This window comes from Bradyrhizobium sp. MOS001 (assembly GCF_004634465.1).
Taxonomy (GTDB): Bacteria; Pseudomonadota; Alphaproteobacteria; order Rhizobiales; family Xanthobacteraceae; genus Bradyrhizobium; species Bradyrhizobium barranii.
In genome coordinates this window covers 620,590-640,281 of record NZ_SPVJ01000001.1, presented here as the reverse complement: position 1 = coordinate 640,281, position 19,692 = coordinate 620,590, and the positions used below count along the sequence as shown (strand labels likewise).

17 protein-coding genes are annotated in these 19,692 nt (G+C 65.2%); 5 read left to right on the top strand and 12 right to left on the bottom strand.

The window, feature by feature from the left end:
- Window positions 1-76 precede the first annotated feature (76 nt).
- The 3 genes from CT676_RS03065 to gltX all read right to left on the bottom strand — a co-directional run bounded on the left by CT676_RS03065 (window position 77) and on the right by gltX (window position 3,544).
- Window positions 77-526: a GFA family protein gene (locus tag CT676_RS03065; protein WP_244623051.1), complete on the bottom strand. Its 450-nt coding sequence runs from the start codon at window positions 524-526 to the stop codon at window positions 77-79.
- A gap of 123 nt (window positions 527-649) precedes the next feature.
- Window positions 650-1,954: a citrate synthase gene (gltA, locus tag CT676_RS03060; RefSeq protein ID WP_071913479.1), complete on the bottom strand. Its 1,305-nt coding sequence runs from the start codon at window positions 1,952-1,954 to the stop codon at window positions 650-652.
- A gap of 162 nt (window positions 1,955-2,116) precedes the next feature.
- The gene (gene gltX, locus CT676_RS03055; protein WP_135213804.1) at window positions 2,117-3,544 is read right to left on the bottom strand and encodes a glutamate--tRNA ligase; all 1,428 of its coding nucleotides are present in this window, start codon (window positions 3,542-3,544) and stop codon (window positions 2,117-2,119) included.
- Between the two features lie 143 nt (window positions 3,545-3,687).
- Here gltX and CT676_RS03050 point away from each other — a divergent pair, with 143 nt between their 5' ends.
- The 4 genes from CT676_RS03050 (at window position 3,688) to CT676_RS03035 (ending at window position 8,488) form a co-directional block, all read left to right on the top strand.
- The gene (locus CT676_RS03050; protein ID WP_135213803.1) at window positions 3,688-5,364 is read left to right on the top strand and encodes a glutamine--tRNA ligase/YqeY domain fusion protein; all 1,677 of its coding nucleotides are present in this window, start codon (window positions 3,688-3,690) and stop codon (window positions 5,362-5,364) included.
- Window positions 5,365-5,377: 13 nt separating this feature from the next.
- A complete protein-coding gene (locus tag CT676_RS03045) occupies window positions 5,378-5,764 on the top strand; it encodes a nuclear transport factor 2 family protein (RefSeq protein WP_135213802.1) in 387 nt (128 codons plus the stop codon).
- A gap of 88 nt (window positions 5,765-5,852) precedes the next feature.
- Window positions 5,853-6,086, top strand: coding sequence for a DUF2171 domain-containing protein (locus tag CT676_RS03040; RefSeq protein WP_028149639.1), 234 nt, complete (start codon window positions 5,853-5,855; stop codon window positions 6,084-6,086).
- 95 nt (window positions 6,087-6,181) lie between these two features.
- Entirely contained in the window at window positions 6,182-8,488 is a 2,307-nt protein-coding gene (locus CT676_RS03035; protein ID WP_135213801.1) for a ComEC/Rec2 family competence protein, read from the top strand.
- A 9-nt stretch (window positions 8,489-8,497) separates the two neighbouring features.
- Here the strand turns inward: CT676_RS03035 and CT676_RS03030 are convergent, their stop codons facing one another.
- From CT676_RS03030 to CT676_RS02995, 8 genes are all read right to left on the bottom strand, one after another.
- Window positions 8,498-9,439, bottom strand: coding sequence for a GAF domain-containing protein (locus tag CT676_RS03030; RefSeq protein ID WP_135213800.1), 942 nt, complete (start codon window positions 9,437-9,439; stop codon window positions 8,498-8,500).
- Between the two features lie 224 nt (window positions 9,440-9,663).
- Window positions 9,664-10,098: a hypothetical protein gene (locus tag CT676_RS43850; RefSeq protein ID WP_167767913.1), complete on the bottom strand. Its 435-nt coding sequence runs from the start codon at window positions 10,096-10,098 to the stop codon at window positions 9,664-9,666.
- A 192-nt stretch (window positions 10,099-10,290) separates the two neighbouring features.
- A complete protein-coding gene (locus CT676_RS03020) occupies window positions 10,291-10,551 on the bottom strand; it encodes a hypothetical protein (RefSeq protein WP_135213799.1) in 261 nt (86 codons plus the stop codon).
- Window positions 10,552-10,758: 207 nt separating this feature from the next.
- On the bottom strand, window positions 10,759-11,460 hold the full coding sequence (gene lexA / locus CT676_RS03015) for a transcriptional repressor LexA (protein WP_014494969.1): 702 nt from the start codon (window positions 11,458-11,460) through the stop codon (window positions 10,759-10,761).
- Between the two features lie 176 nt (window positions 11,461-11,636).
- Window positions 11,637-12,848 carry a gephyrin-like molybdotransferase Glp gene (gene glp / locus CT676_RS03010; RefSeq protein WP_135213798.1) on the bottom strand — a complete coding sequence of 404 codons (1,212 nt, stop codon included), beginning with the start codon at window positions 12,846-12,848 and terminating at the stop codon, window positions 11,637-11,639.
- Window positions 12,849-13,079: 231 nt separating this feature from the next.
- On the bottom strand, window positions 13,080-13,232 hold the full coding sequence (locus CT676_RS03005) for a hypothetical protein (RefSeq protein ID WP_244623050.1): 153 nt from the start codon (window positions 13,230-13,232) through the stop codon (window positions 13,080-13,082).
- A 197-nt stretch (window positions 13,233-13,429) separates the two neighbouring features.
- Window positions 13,430-14,056: an HAD family phosphatase gene (locus tag CT676_RS03000; RefSeq protein ID WP_135213796.1), complete on the bottom strand. Its 627-nt coding sequence runs from the start codon at window positions 14,054-14,056 to the stop codon at window positions 13,430-13,432.
- A gap of 13 nt (window positions 14,057-14,069) precedes the next feature.
- A complete protein-coding gene (locus tag CT676_RS02995; protein ID WP_135213795.1) occupies window positions 14,070-15,203 on the bottom strand; it encodes an alpha-hydroxy acid oxidase in 1,134 nt (377 codons plus the stop codon).
- A 306-nt stretch (window positions 15,204-15,509) separates the two neighbouring features.
- On the opposite strand from CT676_RS02995, the gene CT676_RS02990 reads away from it, so the two are divergent.
- Window positions 15,510-16,847 (top strand): S41 family peptidase, encoded by a 1,338-nt coding sequence (locus CT676_RS02990; RefSeq protein WP_028149630.1) that lies wholly within the window; start codon window positions 15,510-15,512, stop codon window positions 16,845-16,847.
- A 90-nt stretch (window positions 16,848-16,937) separates the two neighbouring features.
- Here the strand turns inward: CT676_RS02990 and CT676_RS02985 are convergent, their stop codons facing one another.
- A complete protein-coding gene (locus CT676_RS02985; RefSeq protein WP_167767927.1) occupies window positions 16,938-19,670 on the bottom strand; it encodes an EAL domain-containing protein in 2,733 nt (910 codons plus the stop codon).
- Window positions 19,671-19,692 lie beyond the last annotated feature (22 nt).

Here is a 19,692-nt window from a genome sequence, read left to right as displayed (position 1 = left end):
TCGACTGTCAAGCGATTGCGGACGCGATCAGTCGACTTGTTGTTGTGCGTGGCAGCAAGATGAGGCGAAGAACCGGTCAGGCTTTCGGTGCGGTGCCTTCGGCCCACTCCGGTAATTCGGCCTTCGGGTCGTACCAGTTGGCGGAATCCGATCGCCAGATGTGCATCTCGGGCCGTTCTGTGATCGGTGTATCGAGGCAGCCCATCCGCAGCAGGACCGTGCTCTTGCCCTCGCGCGAGGCGACGATGTGCGATCCGCATTGCGAGCAGAAATAGCGGGTTTTGCCGGGCGAGGATTCGAAGCCGCGCAGCAAGTCTTCGCCGCTGGTCCAGCGGAAGCGGTCGCGCGGGACGTTGGTGACGGTGGAGAAGGCCGATCCGTGCGTCTTCCGGCAGGTCTGGCAATGGCAGTGCATGATGGTGCCCGGGGTCGCATCGACCTCGTAGGCAACGCCTCCGCAGAGGCAGCTTCCGGTCAGCATCGGGTTCTCCATATCGTAGGGTGGGCAAAGCAGCGTGCCCACCATTTTTGTCTCGCTCGCGGAGAGGTGGTGGGCACGCTGCGCTTTGCCCACCCTACAAATGTCGCCCGCAAACAAAAACGGCGCCATCGCAGGATGGCGCCGTTTCCAAAAGCCCTGAGGCCGATCTTACTTGCGATCCTTGATCGCGACGTAGTCGCGGCGGGTGACGCCGGTGTAGAGCTGGCGCGGACGGCCGATCTTCTGCTGCGGGTCCTCGATCATCTCGCTCCACTGGCTGATCCAGCCGACGGTGCGGGCGACCGCGAACAGCACGGTGAACATCGAGACCGGGAAGCCCATCGCCTTCAGCGTGATGCCCGAATAGAAGTCGACGTTCGGGTAGAGCTTGCGGTCGATGAAGTACTGGTCGCTGAGCGCGATCTTCTCGAGCTCGAGCGCCACCTTCAGCATCGGATCGTCGCCATGGCCGGTCTCCTTGAGAACGGCATGACACATCTTCTGCATGATCTTGGCGCGCGGATCGTAGTTCTTGTAGACGCGGTGTCCGAAGCCCATCAGGCGGACTTCGCTGTTCTTGTCCTTCACCTTGGCGATGAATTCCGGAATCTTGTCGACCGAGCCGATCTCGGCGAGCATCGCGAGCGCGGCTTCGTTGGCGCCGCCATGCGCCGGGCCCCAGAGGCAGGCGATGCCGGCGGCGATGCAGGCGAACGGGTTGGCGCCGGAGGAGCCGGCGATGCGCACCGTCGAGGTCGAGGCGTTCTGCTCGTGGTCGGCGTGCAGGATGAAGATCTTGTCCAGCGCGTCAGCCAGCACCGGATTGATCTTGTACTCCTCGCACGGCACGGCGAAGCACATGTGCAGGAAGTTCTCGGCGAACTTCAGCGAGTTCTTCGGATACACGAAGGGCTGGCCGATCGTGTATTTGTAGGCCATGGCCGCCAGCGTCGGGATCTTGGCGATCATGCGCATCGACGCGATCATGCGCTGCTTCGGATCGTTGATGTCGGTGGAGTCGTGGTAGAACGCGGCGAGCGCGCCGACGGAGGCCACCATCACCGCCATCGGATGGGCGTCGCGGCGGAAGCCCTGGAAGAAGCGGGCCATCTGCTCGTGCACCATCGTGTGATGGATCACGCGGTCGTCGAAATCCTTCTTCTGCGCGGCGGTCGGCAGGTTCCCGTAGAGCAGGAGATAGCAGGTCTCGAGGAAGTCGCCGTTCTCGGCGAGCTGCTCGATCGGATAGCCGCGGTATTCCAGCACGCCCGCGTCACCGTCGATATAGGTGATCTTGGACTCGCAGCTTGCGGTCGAGGTGAAGCCGGGATCGTAGGTGAACAGCCCGGACTGGGCGTAGAGCTTGCCGATATCGACGACATCAGGCCCGACGCTGCCGCTGTGGATCGGGAGATCGTAGTTCTTGTTTCCGACCGTCAGCGTGGCGGTCTTATTGCTTGCTTTTGCGTCCATCAGAGGTCCCCGATGTGTGGTGAAACGGGCCGGACCCGGAAGGCCCCGATGACTTGGTGGGGCAGGCCGGATATTCCAGAAGGTACGGGTGAGATGGGTATATTATTGCTGTGTGCGCTGCAAGATCGCCGCACGCATGGTCGACTTACGTCGTAGCCTAGCCTAGTCCTTGGCCTGGTCCTTAAGCCGGCCCAGGCTTTCCTGGCGTCCCAGCACGTCCAAAACCTCAAATATACCAGGCGATGTCGACCGTCCCGTTAGCGCCGCCCGCAGCGGCTGGGCGACGGCGCCGAGCTTGAGACTATTTTCCTCGGCAAAGGCGCGCAGCGCGGCCTCCGCATTCGCCGCACTCCACGTCTCGACTTTCTCCAGCGCGGAATGAAGCTGGCCGATCAGCTTGCGGTTCTCGGGCGTCAGCAGCGCTGCCGCCTTGGGATCGAGCTCCAGCGGCCGGTCGGCGAAGATGAAATAGGCGCTGTCGATCAGCTCGATCAGCGTCTTGGCGCGCTCCTTCAGGGCCGGCATGGCCTTGAGAAGCTGCGCCCGCGTCGTGTCGTTTAACTTGGCCTTAAGCTCGTTGCGGCTGGGCACGACGTGGTCGAGCACGTCCTCGAACATCTTCACGAGTGATTGATCGTCGGCGTGGCGGATGTAGTGGCCGTTGAGGTTTTCGAGCTTGGCGAAATCGAAGCGGGCGGCGGCGCGGCCGACGCTGGCGAGGTCGAACGCGGCGATCATCTCCTCGGTCGAAAAGATCTCCTGGTCGCCATGGCTCCAGCCGAGACGGACGAGGTAATTGCGGAGCGCGGCCGGGAGGTACCCCATGGCGCGGTAGGCATCGACGCCCAGCGCGCCGTGGCGCTTCGACAGTTTTGAGCCGTCCGGGCCGTGGATCAGGGGGATGTGGGACATGCTCGGCAGCGCCCAGCCCATCGCGTCGTAGATCTGCTTCTGGCGGGCGGCGTTGATCAGATGGTCGTCGCCGCGGATAACATGGGTGACGCCCATGTCGTGGTCGTCCACGACCACCGCGAGCATGTAGGTCGGATTGCCATCGCCGCGCAGCAGGACGAGGTCGTCGAGGTTCTCGTTCTGCCAGACCACGCGGCCCTGGACCTGGTCCTCGATCACGGTCTCGCCGGTCTGCGGCGCGCGCAGGCGGATGGTGGGCTTGACGTCGGAAGGCGCGGTTGCCGGGTCACGGTCGCGCCATAGGCCGTCATAGAGGCGGGTGCGGCCCTCCGCGCGCGCCTTCTCGCGCATGGCGGTGAGCTCCTCTGCGGTCGCGTAGCAGCGATAGGCCTTGCCTTCGGCGAGGAGCTGCTCGGCGACCTCGCGGTGACGCGCGGCGCGGCTGAACTGGTAGATGACGTCGCCATCCCAGCCGAGCTCCAGCCATTTGAGGCCGTCGAGGATGGCGCCGATCGCAGCCTCCGTGGAGCGCTCCCGGTCAGTGTCCTCGATCCGGAGCAGCATCTTGCCGCCGTGCTTTTTCGCATAGAGCCAGTTGAACAGCGCCGTGCGGGCGCCCCCGATATGGAGGAAGCCGGTCGGCGAGGGAGCAAAGCGGGTAACGACGGAGGAGGTCATTCTTGGCAGGGCCTATGCATTGGAGGCGGTGGTATATAACAGGACCGGAGCATAACTAAAGCCCGGCAGCGGACCGCTAAGCTCTTGGCTCAGCCAAACGAATTTGGCAGAAGGGCCGCTGATTTCCCTACAGGATTTTCGTAATGACAGAACCGGTGGCGAACGAGGTTGGGCGCGATTTCATTCGTGACATCATCCAGGCCGACCTCGATCAGGGCAAATACCAGGAGATCGTGACCCGGTTCCCGCCGGAGCCGAACGGCTACCTGCATATCGGCCACGCCAAGTCGATCGCGCTCAATTTCGGCATCGCCCAGGAGTTTCCGGGCCGCTGCCACCTGCGCTTCGACGACACCAACCCGGTCAAGGAAGAGCAGGAATACATCGATTCCATCCAGGCCGACGTGCACTGGCTCGGCTTCGACTGGGGCAAGAACCTGTTCTTCGCCTCGGATTATTTCGACCGCCTGTACGAATGGGCGGAGAAGCTCATCCGCGACGGGCTCGCCTATGTCGACGACCAGACCCAGGAGGAGATCCGCCTCGCGCGCGGCACGCTGACCGAGCCCGGCAAGAACTCGCCGTTCCGCGACCGCAGCGTGGACGAGAATCTCGACCTGTTCCGCCGCATGAAGGCCGGTGAATTCCCGAACGGCGCGCGCGTGCTGCGGGCCAAGATCGACATGTCCGCGGGCAACATCAACCTGCGCGACCCCGTGCTGTACCGCATCCTGCATGCGCACCATCCGCGCACCGGGACCAAGTGGAGCATCTATCCGAGCTACGATTATGCGCACGGCCAGTCGGACGCGATCGAGGGCATCACGCACTCGATCTGTACGCTGGAGTTCGAGGATCATCGGCCGCTCTACGACTGGTTCATCGAAAAGCTGCCGGTGCCGTCCAAGCCGCACCAGTACGAAATGGCGCGGCTCAACCTGACCTACACGCTGCTGTCCAAGCGCGTGCTGACCCAGCTCGTCCGCGACGGTCATGTCGCCGGATGGGACGATCCGCGCATGCCGACTGTAGCGGGGATGCGCCGCCGCGGCGTGCCGCCGGCGGCCTTGCGCGAATTCGTCAAGCGCATCGGCGTTGCCAAGGCCAACAGCGTCGTCGACGTCGGCATGCTGGAGTTCTGCATCCGTGAGGAGCTGAACCGCACGTCGCAGCGGCGCATGGGCGTACTGCGGCCGCTCAAGGTGGTCATCGAGAACTATCCGGAAGGGCAGACTGAAGAGCTTGAGGCGATCAACCATCCCGACGATCCCTCGGCCGGCACGCGCAAGATCACGTTCGGCCGCGAGCTCTATATCGAGCAGGACGACTTCATGGAGAACCCGCCCAAGAAGTTCTTCCGCCTGTCGCCCGGCAACGAGGTGCGGCTGCGCTACGCCTATTTCGTCAAGTGCACCGGCGTGATCAAGAACGACGCGGGCGAAGTGGTGGAGCTGCGCTGCACCTACGATCCCGCGACCAAGGGCGGCAACGCGCCCGACGGCCGCAAGGTCAAGGCGACCATGCACTGGCTGCCGGCGGCGACGTCGGTGCCGGCGGAGATCCGCATCTACAACCAGTTGTTCTCCAATCCGATCCCGGACGCCTCGAACTTCGCGGCCGATCTCAATCCGCAGTCGCTGGAGATCCTCTCCAACGCGCGGATCGAGGCATCGGTTGCGGAAAGCAATTCGACCGAGCCGATGCAGTTCGAGCGTCAGGGCTATTTCGTGCGCGACAAGGACTCGACGCCGGGCAAGCCGGTGTTTTCGCGCACCATCGGCCTGCGCGACACGTTCGCGAAGGAAGTCGCCAAGGGCTGAGGGGATTGGGCCTATGAGCAGTGAAGCCGACGCGATCGTTTCCGCCATCATCGCGAAATGGTGCGCCGGCTTCGCGACGCTCGATGCGGCTGCGCTGTCGTCGCTCTATGCGAAGAACGCGTTCTTCTTCGGCTCGAATCCAAGACTCTATCGGGGCAGGGACGGCGTCGCCGACTACTTCAACGGCCTGCCGCGCTGGCGCAAGCCGAGTGCCGTGTTTTCCGAGGTGCGCGCCGCGCAAGCCAGCCCGGACCTGATCAACATGGCCGCGATCGTGTCGTTTGACCTCGCCGGCGAGAGGGAGGAGTTCTCGGTCAAGATGAGCTGGGTCATCCTCCGCGAGGACGGCGACTGGAAGATCGTCAATCACCATGCCTCGTCGCGCGCGCCGTTGATCTGATGCTGCTGCCGCGCACGGCATCGTCATTGCGGCGATAGCAACGAACGCTGCCCCCGCGCGTTGGGGTGGGTCCAACAAGGAACCCACCATGCAGAACATCGCAGAGCATATGGAAGTCATCGGCGCCGATGGCGTCCACATCGGCACGGTCGACAAGGTCGAGGGCCATCGCATCAAGCTGACCAAGAAGGACAGCGGCGAGGGCAGCCACAAGGGCCACCATCACTTCATCGACAAGGGCCTCGTCGCCGGTGTCGAGGGCAACAAGGTTCGGCTCTCGGCCAAGGCGGACGTCGCCGTGACGATGGAAGAGGAAAAGTAGGGGGACGTTCGCTCCGTTCCTGATCCGTACCGCTATTCGCGCAGCCGCACGTTCCGGTAGCCTCCTGGCCTGTCGCGTATCGTAAGGTGCAGGGAATGGCGGAGCCGGGCCGGCCAGTTCGGTCCCAGGGGATCGCGGGGACTTGGATCGCGGGGACTTGGCCCGTCGGCCGAGCTGCATCCGCATCCGCGGGCGGCCTCGTGCCGGCAGGGTTTGACCTCTGGACGTCGCTGGCCGGGACCCTGCGCGAATGGGCGCGCGCCGAGGCCGGCGCCGGGCGGTTGTTGCCGTGGGTGCCGGTCGCGTTCGGCGGCGGCATCGCGCTCTACTTTGCCGCCGATCATGAACCGGTGCTGTGGGTCGTTGCCGCAACGGCCATCGCGCTCACGCTTGGCGCCGTGCTGTTGCGGCGGAGCCGGTTGCTTGCGCCGGCGATCATGATCGCGGCGGTCGCGGCCGGCCTTGCCACGGCGACCTGGAAGACGGCGCGGATCGCGCACACGGTGCTGGCAAAGCCGCTCTATTCCGTCTCGCTGTCGGGCTTCGTCGAGACCCGCGACATCCGAGAGCGCACTGACCGCTTCGTGCTGCGCGTCACCGCGATGGAGGCGCAGCGCAGCGACGTCAAGCTCGAGCGCGTGCGCCTCTCCGTGCGCAAGGGGACTGCGCCCGAGGTCGGCAGCTTCGTGCAGTTGAAGGCGCGGCTGTTGCCGCCGTTGTCGCCGGTGCGCCCCGGCAGCTATGACTTTTCGCGCGACATGTTCTTCCAGGGCATCGGCGCCTCCGGCTTCGTGATGGGTACGATTGCGGCATCGGTGCCGCCGGATGCCGGTGGCTTGCGGCTGCGTTATGCCGCCTTCATGCAGGGTCTGCGCGATGCGATCGACGCGCGCATCCGAGCCACGCTCAAGGGCGACAACCGGGCGATTGCGACCGCGCTGCTCACGGGCCGGCGCGATGCGATCAGCACGCCCGTCAACGACGCCATGTTCATCTCGGGGCTCGGACATGTGCTCTCGATTTCCGGTTATCACATGGCGGTCGTCGCCGGCGTGGTCTTCTTCGCGGTGCGCGCGCTGCTGGCGTTGATCCCTGGAATGGCGGCCGGCTTTGCCATCAAGAAATGGTCGGCGGCCGCTGCGCTGGTCGCAGCCGCGTTCTATCTGCTGCTGTCGGGTGCGGAGGTCGCGACGCAACGCTCGTTCTTCATGACGGCGGTGGTGTTGATCGCGGTCATGGTCGATCGCCGTGCCATCACCTTCCGCACGCTGGCGGTGGCCGCGCTGATCGTGCTCGCGGTCGCACCGGAAGCACTTGTGCATCCGAGTTTTCAAATGTCCTTCGCTGCGACGCTCGGACTGGTGGCACTGGTGCAGATCGGCATGCCGAACCTGTTTGCGTCGCCCGATCATTCCGCGACCGCGCGGATTGCAATGTGGGGCGGGCGTGAGATCGCGATGCTGTTCCTGGCCTCGCTGATCGCGGGGCTCGCGACCACGCCCTATGCCGCCTTCCACTTTCACCGTGTCACCCCGTTCGGCGTGCTCGCTAACCTCGGGGCGATGCCGGTGGTTTCGGCCCTGGTGATGCCCGCGGGCCTGTTGGGTTTGATTGCAGCGCCGTTTGGACTTGATGGTCCGTTCTGGTGGCTGATGGGGATCGGCATCGACTGGATGGTTGCGGTGTCGCGCTGGGTGGCCGCTTTGCCGGGCGCGGTCGGCCGCATCTCGGCTTTCGGCATCGCACCGCTGATCGCTGCAAGCTTGGGAATCATCGTGATGGGCTTGCTGCGCACGCCGTTGCGCTGGGCCGGCGCGGTGGTGCTGTTAGCCGCGATCCTCTGGGGACTGTGTCCGCGGCAGCCCGATGTCCTGATCGCCGGTGACGGCCAGAGCGTCGCGGTGCGGGGCAGGGATGGGCACCTGCATCTGATCAGGTCGAGCAAGGACAGTTTTCTTCTGAAGGAATGGCTCGCCGCCGACGCCGATCCGCGCGATGCCGGCAGTGCCTCACTGGCCGCCGGCGTGTCGTGCGACGAAGCCGCCTGCGTGACGCCGCTCGCCGACGGGCGCCTGGTCGCGCTGGCCTTGCGCATCGATTCACTGGCTGACGATTGCAGCCGTGCCGCGCTGGTGGTGACGGCGCGGCCGGCGCCGCCGGATTGCGCGGCGATGGTTGTCGACCGTCAGCGTCTCGCAAGGCAGGGCGCGCTGGCGCTGGCGCTGACGCGAAGCGGCGACGGTTTTGCGGTTCAGGCGGCGAAGACGAGGGGGACAGACCGTCCGTGGTCGCCGGCGGCGGCCGGCGAGGCGGATTTCAGCGCGAGCCTTGCGCCGCAGGCGGCGGCTCCCCGCAACCGCGACGCGACGCCATCGGAAGCCGACCTGCAGGCCGAGGATTGAGCGGACGGGTTACAGATACCAGGCCAGCACGGCGTCGAGCCTGGCGTTGCCGATCACCGGCAGGACGACCATCTGGCTCAGTCCAGAGGCGCAGGCCTGCGAGGCCGCGACCGAGACGTCACGCGCGAGATCGTCGTTGAGTGCGGGCATGCCGGTGGCCCAGGCCCCGCCGATACTGCCTTCGCCTTTGGCGATGGATTTCGTCGCATAGAGCGCGGCGAGGTCGGTCTGCGCGCTGCAATCGCCGGCGCGGAAGACCAGCGCCGAACGGGCCTCGTCTGGGACCCAGATCTCGAAGCGTCGCGCAATCGGGGTCGCCTGCGCGGAGAGGAATGTCAGCACCCAGGTCTGATCGGTGCCGGTCCGGTAGGGAACGCCGACGCCGAGATTGATTCCGACCTTGGCGGCGTCCTCCCAGCGCAGAAAACTCCTGGCATCGTGCAGGTCCTTGATGATCAGCGGCAGGCTGGCTTTCCAGATGCGGCCTGGAAGGCCGAAGCCGCGCGGAAATCTGGTGTGGCGGGAGTTGAATTCGAACATGTCGGCGGTGCCGTAATAGCCGTCGACGAGCCCCATCTCGTGGGAGGTTTCGGCATCGTTGTGCCAGAGCTCGATCGCGCCGACATGGGCCTCGTCATCGCCGCAGAACAGCACCATGACGGCTTGCAGGAATTCGCCTGAAAACACGGGCACCGCCACGCCGCAGGTCAGCCCGGCGGCGATGGCCTGATCGGTCCGCTTGAAATAGGAATCGGTGAATCTGGTGAGGATCACAGGGTGGCCGCTGGCCCAGGCCTTGCCGGGAAGCCCCTCGTCATATGCGAAGTGCAAATCTTCGCTCACGTCCCTAAACGCGGACAACCCTTCGCCGTAGAGGCCGCCGCCGAATTCCAGCCGCATGCGCGTGCGGTCAGGCACCCAGAGTTCAACGACGCGAATGAAGGTCTTCATCGAACGTGCCCGCCGTCCCAAACCGCACCAAGCATCGGCCATTTGGCTGCGGAACGGACGTTCAAAATTCAGGCAGGACAGCGCAAACTTCGTGCGGTGGGAGGCGCAACGGCGTGGTCCGCCCGATGGCGTTTCGCGGGGCACGAGCAACACCATCTCGCCGGCCTCGGCCGGCGATGGCGATTTTCAATCCTGGCCCGACCTGCCGGTCGGGAATGGCGATGTCAGCCGATCGGCAGGCGGGTGATGGTTGGCCGGCTGTCGGTGATGGTCTGCGGCTTGTGCTCGCGATCGCCGAGCGGCTGGGTCACCGGTAGCTGCAGCACGGTCGCACGCTGGCCTTCGACCAGCTGCGTCACCAGCACGGATTTGCCGTCGGGGAATTCGATCGCATCATGATGGCGATCGGGAATGTGCGGATCGATCTTGCCGAACTTGCCGACGCGCGAATTGACGGTGCGCGTCCAGATCCAGCGATTGTCGTAGCGGACGTTGTCGGCGAAGGCGAGCTCCGTTCCCGGGAGCAGGCAGACCGCGACGGTCGGATCGGCCGCGGAGGCAAAGCCGCGCGTCGAGGTGCCGCGGAAAGTTGTCGTGACGATCGTCTCGCCGACTTCGGCGGGACGCGACGCGACGGCATGCAGGCTGTAGTCACACATCGGGTGCTCCTCATGCAGGGATGGCGACCCACGTCTCTTAATCGAGGCGCAGGCCTCTATCAGAGTGGAAATACCAAACGTTCTGCCGGGTTGTAGGCAAATCTACGGCTCGCCGCCGCAGGCCGCAATCACATTAACTTTCCCGAATCCGCCAGGAACAAAGCCCGCCCCTTTGCATTCTGCAGGCGCGTGTCAGCGCCCCGCAGGCGCCGACCAGCCGGAATAGTGCCAGCCCGGCCGCGACGGTTGGTCGACGGCGTCGAGGGCCTTGCGGACTTGCTCGCTTACGGCGGTGTCCTTGCGGACATGGGGCCGCGATTGCGCGGCCAAGGCTTGCACGGCCAAGGCTTGCACGGCCAAGGCTTGTACGTCCAAGGCTTGTACGTCCAAGGCTTGCGACGCTGATGCTGCGATCAGCGCCACAGCAATTGTGCTCAGAACGATCCGGCGCATGACTTCTCCTCGAACCTGAAGGCCGCGAAGCAGGGCTGCTTCGTGCGGCGTGCCGAGGATTTACCGCTGGAGGAGGGGCCGGATAATCTGCGCGAAACCAGAAAGACTATCCAGCGGAAGCGGACAATCGTCCGCTCCAATCTCGGATCGGCGCCGCCGATCGAAAGCGCGCGGGGCGCCAAATAACCGATACCGGCACGTCCGGTATCAATACTTCCGGTACAGCCCGATCAGCTTGCCCTGGATCTTCACCCGGTTGGGCGGCAGAATGCGGACCTCATAGGCCGCATTGGCGGGCTCGAGCGCGATCGAGGCGCCGCGGCGGCGGAAGCGCTTGAGCGTCGCCTCCTCGTCGTCGATCAGCGCCACCACGATATCGCCGGTATCGGCGCTCTCGTTGCGCTGGATCAGCGCCATGTCGCCGTCGAGAATGCCGGCCTCGACCATGGAATCGCCGCGCACTTCGAGCGCGTAATGTTCGCCCGAGCCGAGCATGTCAGGCGGTACGCTGATGGTGTGGCTGCGGGTCTGCAAGGCCTCGATCGGCGTACCGGCCGCGATGCGGCCCATCACGGGGACCGCGACGGGGCGCTCGCCCTCGTCCGCCGGCGGGCTCGAAGTCGTGCGGACCTTGCCGAGATTGCCTTCGATGACGCTCGGCGTGAAGCCGCGGCGGCTGCCGGCAGCGGCCTGAAGCTCGGGCAGCTTGATCACCTCGATGGCGCGGGCCCGGTTGGGCAGGCGCCGGATGAAGCCGCGCTCCTCGAGCGCAGTGATCAGGCGATGGATGCCCGATTTCGAGCGCAGGTCGAGCGCGTCCTTCATCTCATCGAAGGAGGGCGGCACGCCGCTTTCCTTCAGCCGTTCGCTGATGAACCGCAGGAGCTCGTATTGTTTGCGCGTTAACATCTCGACCAAAATCCCCCGGTTGATGTCGTTCGATTCCGAGACGCTGAATTCAGCAGTAAGCCGCTACATTCTCGAAACAAATCATGAACAGACACTATATGTTCGATACATGTTCCGCAACTGCTTAATTTACCGTGAACGCGACAAAGTTCGCGGAACGCACGCGAACGAAGCGCTCAGACGGGCAGCCGCAAGACCTCGCAAGGCGTGCCGGCTTCGGCCTTCGACGCGAATGGCGCGCGCACGAGAAGTGCCTGTGCCGCAGCGAGATTCGCAAGCAGCGAGGAATCCTGGTGATTGACCGGAAGGGCGACGAGCGTGCCGTCATCGCGGAGCTCGAGGCGTGCGCGCAGGTAATCCTCGCGCTGGTCGTTGGCGCCGACATCGCGGCCGAGCACCGCGCGTTCGCGGCGGTGATGAATCATCGAACGGCCCGAAAGCGCGCGAATCAACGGCACCATGAACAGGAAGCCGCAAACGTAGGATGACACGGGATTGCCGGGCAGGCCGATCACGCGCATCGCGCCGAGCCGCCCGTTCATCATCGGCTTGCCCGGCCGCATCGCTATCTTCCAGAACGCCATCGAGATACCTTCGTCCCTCAGCGCCTGCTGGACCAGATCGTGGTCCCCGACCGACGCGCCGCCGGTCGTGATCAGGATGTCGGCGCCGCTCTCCCGCGCGCGGCCGATGCCGGCCGTGGTGGCCTCCAGCGTATCGGCGGCAACGCCGAGGTCGATGGTATCGGCGCCCTCGCTGCGGGCGAGCGCGTGCAGGGCGTAGCCGTTGGAATAGACGATCTGGCCGTGGCCCGGCGTCGTACCCGGCATCACCAGCTCGTCGCCGGTCGCGAGGATCGCGACCTTCGGGCGTCGCCGGACTGGCAATTGCGGGTAATTCATGCCGGCGGCGAGCGCGAGGTCGCGCTCGGTGAGCCGGGCTCCCTTGCGCAGCAGCACGTCGCCTTCCGAGAAGTCGACGCCGGCGGGGCGGATGTGCCGCCCCGTTACGGCGGCTTCCTTGATCGTTATGCGCTTGCCGTCCGCGATCGTGTCCTCCTGGATCACGACCGCATCAGCGCCATCGGGAACGACACCGCCGGTGAAGATACGCACGGCCTCGCCGGCGCCGACCGATCCCGCAAACGGGCGGCCCGCCGCGACCTCGCCAATCAGGGTGAGCTGGGAGTCGATCTTCGCCGCATCGACCGCGCGCACCGCATAGCCGTCCATTGCCGACATCGCCTGCGGCGGCTGCGTGCGCCGCGCGGCGACGTCGCGCGCGAGCACGCGGTGGAAGGCTGCGTCGAGCGCGATCATCTCTTCAGGCAGCGGCTCTGCGCCCGCCAGCACCGCAGCGAGCGCGTCGGAAACCGGCATCAGGGCCACGGGTGAAAACTCCTGCTGGGCCCGTTCGGGCAAATCGGCGGCGAGAGTTCTAGCCGAGTGCAGGCGCAGAGGCAAAACAGTGGCCGCGCAGGATGATTTATCCTGCGTCATCCGCTCTGCGATGAAGGGTGAGCATCAAGTCCGCCGCGGCATGATCCAGAAGGCGAGACAGACCGGTACGAGGATGGCCATGGCGAGGACGAGAAGGACGAGAGCCACGGCCAGCATCGGTCAACTCCCCGGCGGCTTGTACGGACTGACGTCCGGCGCTGCGGGGCCCTGATCCTTGTCAGGCAGCGGGTCGGCCTGGGATTTCAGGTCGGCGGCCTTGCTGATCAGTTTTGCGGAGAGGTCAGAATCCGAGGTGGTTCTGGCGAATTTCATCAGCAGAGAGGCTTGCTTGGTAAGGTAGGTTTTGCCCAACACGACGATAAGCCCGATGTAGAATTCCCAACGGACTCATGAGTCCCGAGAGGGGCAATCGTTCCGGGAACTCCGTATAAAAATGCACAAAGGGTTTTGGTTCCTCGCCCCCAGGCAAAATAGTTCCACTCGCGGCCCGTCGGCTTGCCGGCCAGAGGTCAGATTCCGAGCGCCTTGAGGGCATTCCCGACGTCGCGGGGCGAGGTCACGTGGACCGCGGTCAGGCCGCGCGACCGCGCTCCTTCGATGTTCTCGGCAAGATCGTCGAAGAACACGATACGGTTCGCCGGCACGCCGATCGCGGCCACGACATGGTCGAAGGCCTCCACATCCGGTTTGCGCAGGCCGATGCTGGACGACAGATACAGCTCGCGGAAATGGCCGAGCAGGCCGGCATATTCCTTCGAGAAGTGGTCCACATGCGGCCGGTTGGTGTTGGAGAAGGCGTAGAGCGGCAACTGCTTCGCCGCACGCGGCAGCAGCTCGGCGATGTCGGGCATCTCGCCGGCGAAGATCGCGTTCCAGCCCTCCAGGAACTGCGCGTCCGAAATGCCGATCCCGAGCGAGGCGCGCAGCGAGTCAAAATAGGCCTCGTCGCTGATCTTGCCGACCTCGTGCAGCCGGTAGGCTTCGCTGTCCCGCACGTAGCGCGCGACGATGGCGTCCGGCTTGCAGCCGGCATGTCCCGCCCAGCAGGCGATCGCCTTGGAGAAATCGATGTCGAGCACGACGCGCCCGAGATCGAACAGCAGCGCGTCCGCGCTGCCGGGAGAGAGCGAGCTCATTGCATCCTTTCACTCAATATCGATAGGGGTCATGGTCGAACAGCGGGAACGCGCTGAACACGCTCGGCGCATTCGTTGCAGTCGCCTGGTGCAGGCAGGACTTGTCGACCTCGGCGAATGAGGTGGCGCCCAAGAGGCCGAGGCAGCGCAGCACCTCGTCCTCGAGCAGCTCCAGCATTCGCCTCACGCCGGCCTCGCCGGCCGCCGCCAATGCCCAGCATTGCAGCCGGCCGATGCCGACCATGTCCGCGCCCGCCGCGATCGCCTTGACGATGTCGGTGCCGCGGCAGAAGCCACCGTCGACCATGATCTTGGCGCGTCCCTTCACGGCGTCGACGATCTCGGGCAGCACATGCATGGCGCCGCGGCCGTGATCGAGCTGGCGGCCGCCATGGTTGGAGACGTAGATCCACTCGACGCCGTGGTCGACCGCGATCCGGGCGTCCTCGGCGGTGGCGATGCCCTTCAGGATGAGCGGGATCTTGAACTTGTCCTTGATCATCTTCACGGTCCGCCACTCCAGGCCCTTCTGGTAATCGCCGCCGGTGGCGCGCAGGCGGCTCTCGCGAACATAGCGCTTGGCAATGTCACGTTCGCGACGGCTGTAATGGGCGGTGTCAACGGTCAGGCAGAAGGCGGCGTAGGCGTTCTTCTCGCTCCGGCTGACGACATCGGCGACGAAATCGTCGTCGCCGCGCACATAGAGTTGATAGAGCCGCAGCGCGTCAGGGGCGGCCTCGGCGGTCTTCTCCAGGCCGGGCTCGGACACCGAGCTCAGCATGTGCGCCGCGCCGAAGGTGCCGCAGGCGCGGGCGACGCTCGCCGCGCCATCCGGATCGAAGATCTCCAGTGCGCCGACAGGGGCCAGCACCACCGGCAGCCGCATCCTGCGCCCGAACAGCTCGACCGAGCCGTCGACCTCGCGGACGTCGCGCAGCACGCGCGGCCGGAAGGCGATCTCGTCCAGCGCCATGCGGTTGCGGCGCATCGTGGTCTCGGTCTCGGCGGCGCCGACGATATAGTCCCAGGCGTTCTGGTTGAGGTTGGCGCGCGCCTTGCGGATGAATTCGTGCAGGTTCTGGAATGGCTCGGCGCTGGCGCCGAGTTCGACGTTCCTTTCCGGCCGGATGCGGGGCGCGTCGTTCATTGTTGTCCTCCCGAGAATTTGAAGCCTTGTTGTCATCGCCTATCGTGTCCGGCCCTCCAAAACCATCCTAAAATCGCATAGCTGAGAGGCGTGGGCCGGCCGGCCGATTCCCGCCTTGCGCGAAACGGTCTCGGAACGTTGCCAAAAGTTTAGGCCCGGGCGAAGGGATTTTTACGATGTACCCGCCGGCGTGGCGTCCCGGCCTTGAAGAAACCAGAATGGTATTGTGAACAGCGGGCTGGATCGCCATTTGCATGGCGCCTCACAAGCCCAAAGCAAAGCTCCAGCAAGAAGGCCAGCCTATCCATGCGGAAAAACCTGCTGTTCCCCCTGGGCGCACTCACGGGAGCGTGTCTAACCCTTCTGGTCGCCAGCCCGCACGGTGGAGTATGGGCGGCACGGGCGGCAGCGAGCGCGGATGATGCCTATTCCCGTCTCAATCTGTTCGGCGAAGTGTTCGAGCGGGTGAAGGCGAGCTATGTCGAGAAGCCCGACAATTCCAAGCTGATCGAAGGCGCGATCACCGGCATGGTGACCTCGCTCGATCCGCATTCACGCTACATGAACGACAAGGCCTGGACCGAGATGCAGGAGACCACCTCCGGCGAGTTCGGCGGGCTCGGCATCGAGGTCACGATGGAGGACGGCCTGGTCAAGGTCGTCTCGCCGATCGACGACACGCCGGCGTCCAAGGCCGGGATCATGTCCGGCGACCTCATCAGCAAGATCGACGGCGATGCCGTGCAGGGCATGACGCTCGAGCAGGCCGTCAACAAGATGAAGGGGCCGGTCGATACCCAGACCAAGCTCACCATCGTGCGCAAGGGCGCCGACGCTCCGCTCGACGTCGCGATCAAGCGCGAGATCATCCATGTGCGTCCGGTGCGCTTCCACGTCGAGAACGGCGACATCGGCTATATCCGCGTCACCTCGTTCAACGAGCAGACCACCGACGGCCTGAAGAAGGCGATCGCGTCGATCTCCAAGGAGGTCCCGCCGGAGAAGCTGGTCGGCTACGTGATGGACCTGCGCAACAATCCGGGCGGCTTGCTCGACCAGGCCGTGTCGGTGTCGAGCGCGTTCCTCCAGCGTGGCGAGGTCGTCTCGACCCGCGGCCGCAATCCCGAAGAGACCCAGCGCTTCACCGCGCATGGCGGCGACCTCACCAAAGGCAAGCCGCTGGTGATTCTGGTCAATGGCGGCTCGGCTTCGGCCTCGGAGATCGTCGCAGGCGCGCTGCATGACCACAAGCGTGCCACGATCATCGGCACGCGCTCGTTCGGCAAGGGCTCGGTGCAGACCATCATTCCGCTCGGCGCCGGCAATGGCGCGCTGGCGCTGACCACGGCGCGCTACTACACGCCGTCGGGCCGCTCGATCCAGGCCCAGGGCATCGCGCCCGACATCGAGATCCTCCAGGATGTGCCGCCCGAGCTGAAGGGCCGGATGGACACCATGGCGGAGTCCCAGATGCGCGGCCATCTGCAGGCCGCCGACGGCACCGAGCAGACCGGATCGCAGTCCTATGTCCCGCCGGAAGAGAAGGACGACAAGGCCCTGCATGCGGCCTACGACTTCCTGCACGGCGTGACCGCGAATGCGGTCGCCGCCAAGCCTGCGCCGAAGGCGGCGGTACCGAACTAAGCCTTACGACGTTCAGATATCGCCCGGGAGCGGATGACCGCTCCCGGGCGAATTCGTGCGGTGACGCTTCCAATTGTTGGGAAGACCGCCCTAGCTGGCCTCGCGGCGCCGGCTTCCTTCGCCACCGCGCTGGGCGAGGCGGCTGCGATGCAGCGCGAACAGCTCCAGCACCTTGCCGGCCGGTTTTGCGGCACTGAACAGGTAGCCCTGCATCTCGGAGCAGCCGAGCGCGCGGAGCAAGCGCTGCTGCTCCTCGGTCTCGACGCCCTCGGCCGTTGTGGTCATGCGGCGGGCGGCAGCCAGGTTAACGACGGCCTGCACGATGCTGGCGGAGCCGTCGGGACCGGCGATGTCGCTGACGAAGCAGCGGTCGATCTTGATCTTGTCGAACGGGAAGCGGTGCAGATAGCTCAGCGAGGAGTAGCCGGTGCCGAAATCGTCGAGTGCGATCCGCACGCCGATGGCGCGGAGCTGATGCAGGATCGCAAGCGCGGTGTCGTCGTCGCGGATCAGCACGGCCTCGGTGATCTCGAGCTCGAGCCGGCTCGCCGGCAAATTGGAGGCGGCAAGGGCCGCCATGATCTTCAGCGCCAGCGTGCCGCTCTTGAACTGCACCGGCGAGACGTTGACGGCGAGGCGGATGTCGTCGGGCCAGTTGGCGGCATCGCGGCAGGCGGTGGCCAGCACCCATTCGCCGATCTCGTTGATCAGGCCGGTGTCTTCGGCGATCGGGATGAACTCGGCGGGCGAGACCATGCCGCGCTCGGGATGGCGCCAGCGCACCAGCGCCTCGCAGCCGGTGATGCGGTCGTCCTTCAGGGCGAGACAGGGCTGGTAGTAGACCTCGAGCCCGCCTTCGAGCCCACCTTGGGCGATGGCATGGCGCAGATCGATCTCGAGCTGCCGGCGCTCCTGGACCTTGGCGTCCATCTCCGGCTCGAAGAAGCGATAGGTGCGGCGTCCGGCGGCCTTGGCGGCATACATCGCCATGTCCGCGTTCTTCAGGATCTGGTCCAGCGCGGTGCCGTGTCGTGGCGCCAGCGCGATGCCGATACTGGCGTCCGTGGTGAGATGATGGCCCATGCAGTCGAACGGCGCGCGGATGGCCTGGAAGACCCGCGCGACGAGCTCGTTGACCTGCTCCAGCGACGTCACCGCGCTCTGTACGATGGCGAATTCGTCGCCGCCGAGCCGCGCCACGAAGTCCTGCGGACCCTCGCAGCGGCTGAGGCTCGTCGCGATCGATTTCAACAGCTCGTCGCCGACGAGATGGCCGAGCGCGTCGTTGACGCCCTTGAACTCGTCGATGTCGATGTAATGCACCGCGATCTCTTCGCCACCGGCGATGGCGGCGAGCTCCGCGCGCAGGTGCTCGTGGAACATGGTGCGGTTGGGCAGGTCGGTCAGCGCGTCGTAATGGGCGAGGTGGGTGATGCGCTCTTCGATGCGCCGGCGCTCGGTGACGTCTTCGTGGGTCGCCACCCAGCCTCCGTCCGCGAGCGGCTCGTTGAGGATGTGGATCGAGCGCCCGTCGGAGGTGTCGACCACCATGGAGTTACGCACATGGATGTCGCGCAGCACACGGACGACATAGTCGCCGATGTCGCCAGTGAACGAGCCGGTCGCCTTGCGGTGGGCGATGATGTCGTGGAAGCTTGAGCCGGGCTTCACCACCTCGGCCGACAGGCCGTACATCTCGATGTAGCGCTGGTTGCAGATCACCAGCCGCCGCTCGGCATCGAACAGCAGCAGGCCCTGCGTCATGTTGTTGACGGCGCGGTCGAGGCGCTGCTTCTCCAGCGTCAGCCGCTCGCGGGAGGCGCGGTGCTGCTCCAGCAGCTTGCGCACGATCGCGATCAGCACGCCCGCGATGGCGAGCGCGGAGGCGCCCGCAACCGAGATCAGGATGCCGATCTGCTCGCGCCAGTCCGTTAGCGCCGCCGCGCGCGTCGTGGTGGCCATCATCAGGATTGGGAAGTGGGGCAGGGCACGCGAGGAGATCAGACGGTCTTCTCCGTCGACGGGGCTCATGATGCGGCCGGCGAAGTGATCGAGCCCGAATATCCTCTGCTGCTCGAACGGGCCGGTCTTGAAATTCCTGCCCATCTGCTCGCTGGAATGGGGATAGCGAGCGAGCAGCGTGCCGTCGCGATGCAGCATCGAGATCGTGGCGCCTTCGCCGAGCACGACGGAGGCGAAGAACTTCTCGAAATTGGCCGGTTCGATGCCGCGTCCGACCACGCCCATGAACTCGCCGTTCGGTCCCACGATCTTGCGCACGATCAGGATGGTCCAGGCGCCGGAGACGCGGCTGTGCACCGGCTCGATCAGCACGTTCGGCGAGTAAGGATCGTATTTGAAAGTACGAAAATAGGCGCGATCGGCGACGTTCACTTTGGGGGCCGGCCACGCCGTCGAGGAGTTGATGAGATTGCCTTCGGCATCGATGATGTTGACGCCGCCCATGTAGGGCAGCGCCTCGATCTTCGAGCGCAGCATCCGGTGGACGTCCTGGCCGGAGAGGCGCTTGCGATAGTCCTCGGCGCTTGCGATGCCGGTCGCGCGGACGTGGTCGACGAAATCCTTCTGGATGACCGCGAAATCCTGCAACTGCTGATCGAAATGATGAGCGAGCAGAAGGACGGTGTTTTCCAGCTCGCGCCCGCTGTTGCGCAGCGCGCGCTCTCGGAAATTCTGCGCCATCAGGACCGAGCCAATGGCGATGGCCGCGATCAGCAACGTGCCGCCCACGACCAGCCAGCGGATCGGTCCGCTGCGCACGAAGACCTGGTCAAAGAGGCGACTGCCGTATTTCGTCATCATGTCGATCGTTGCCGCGCACACG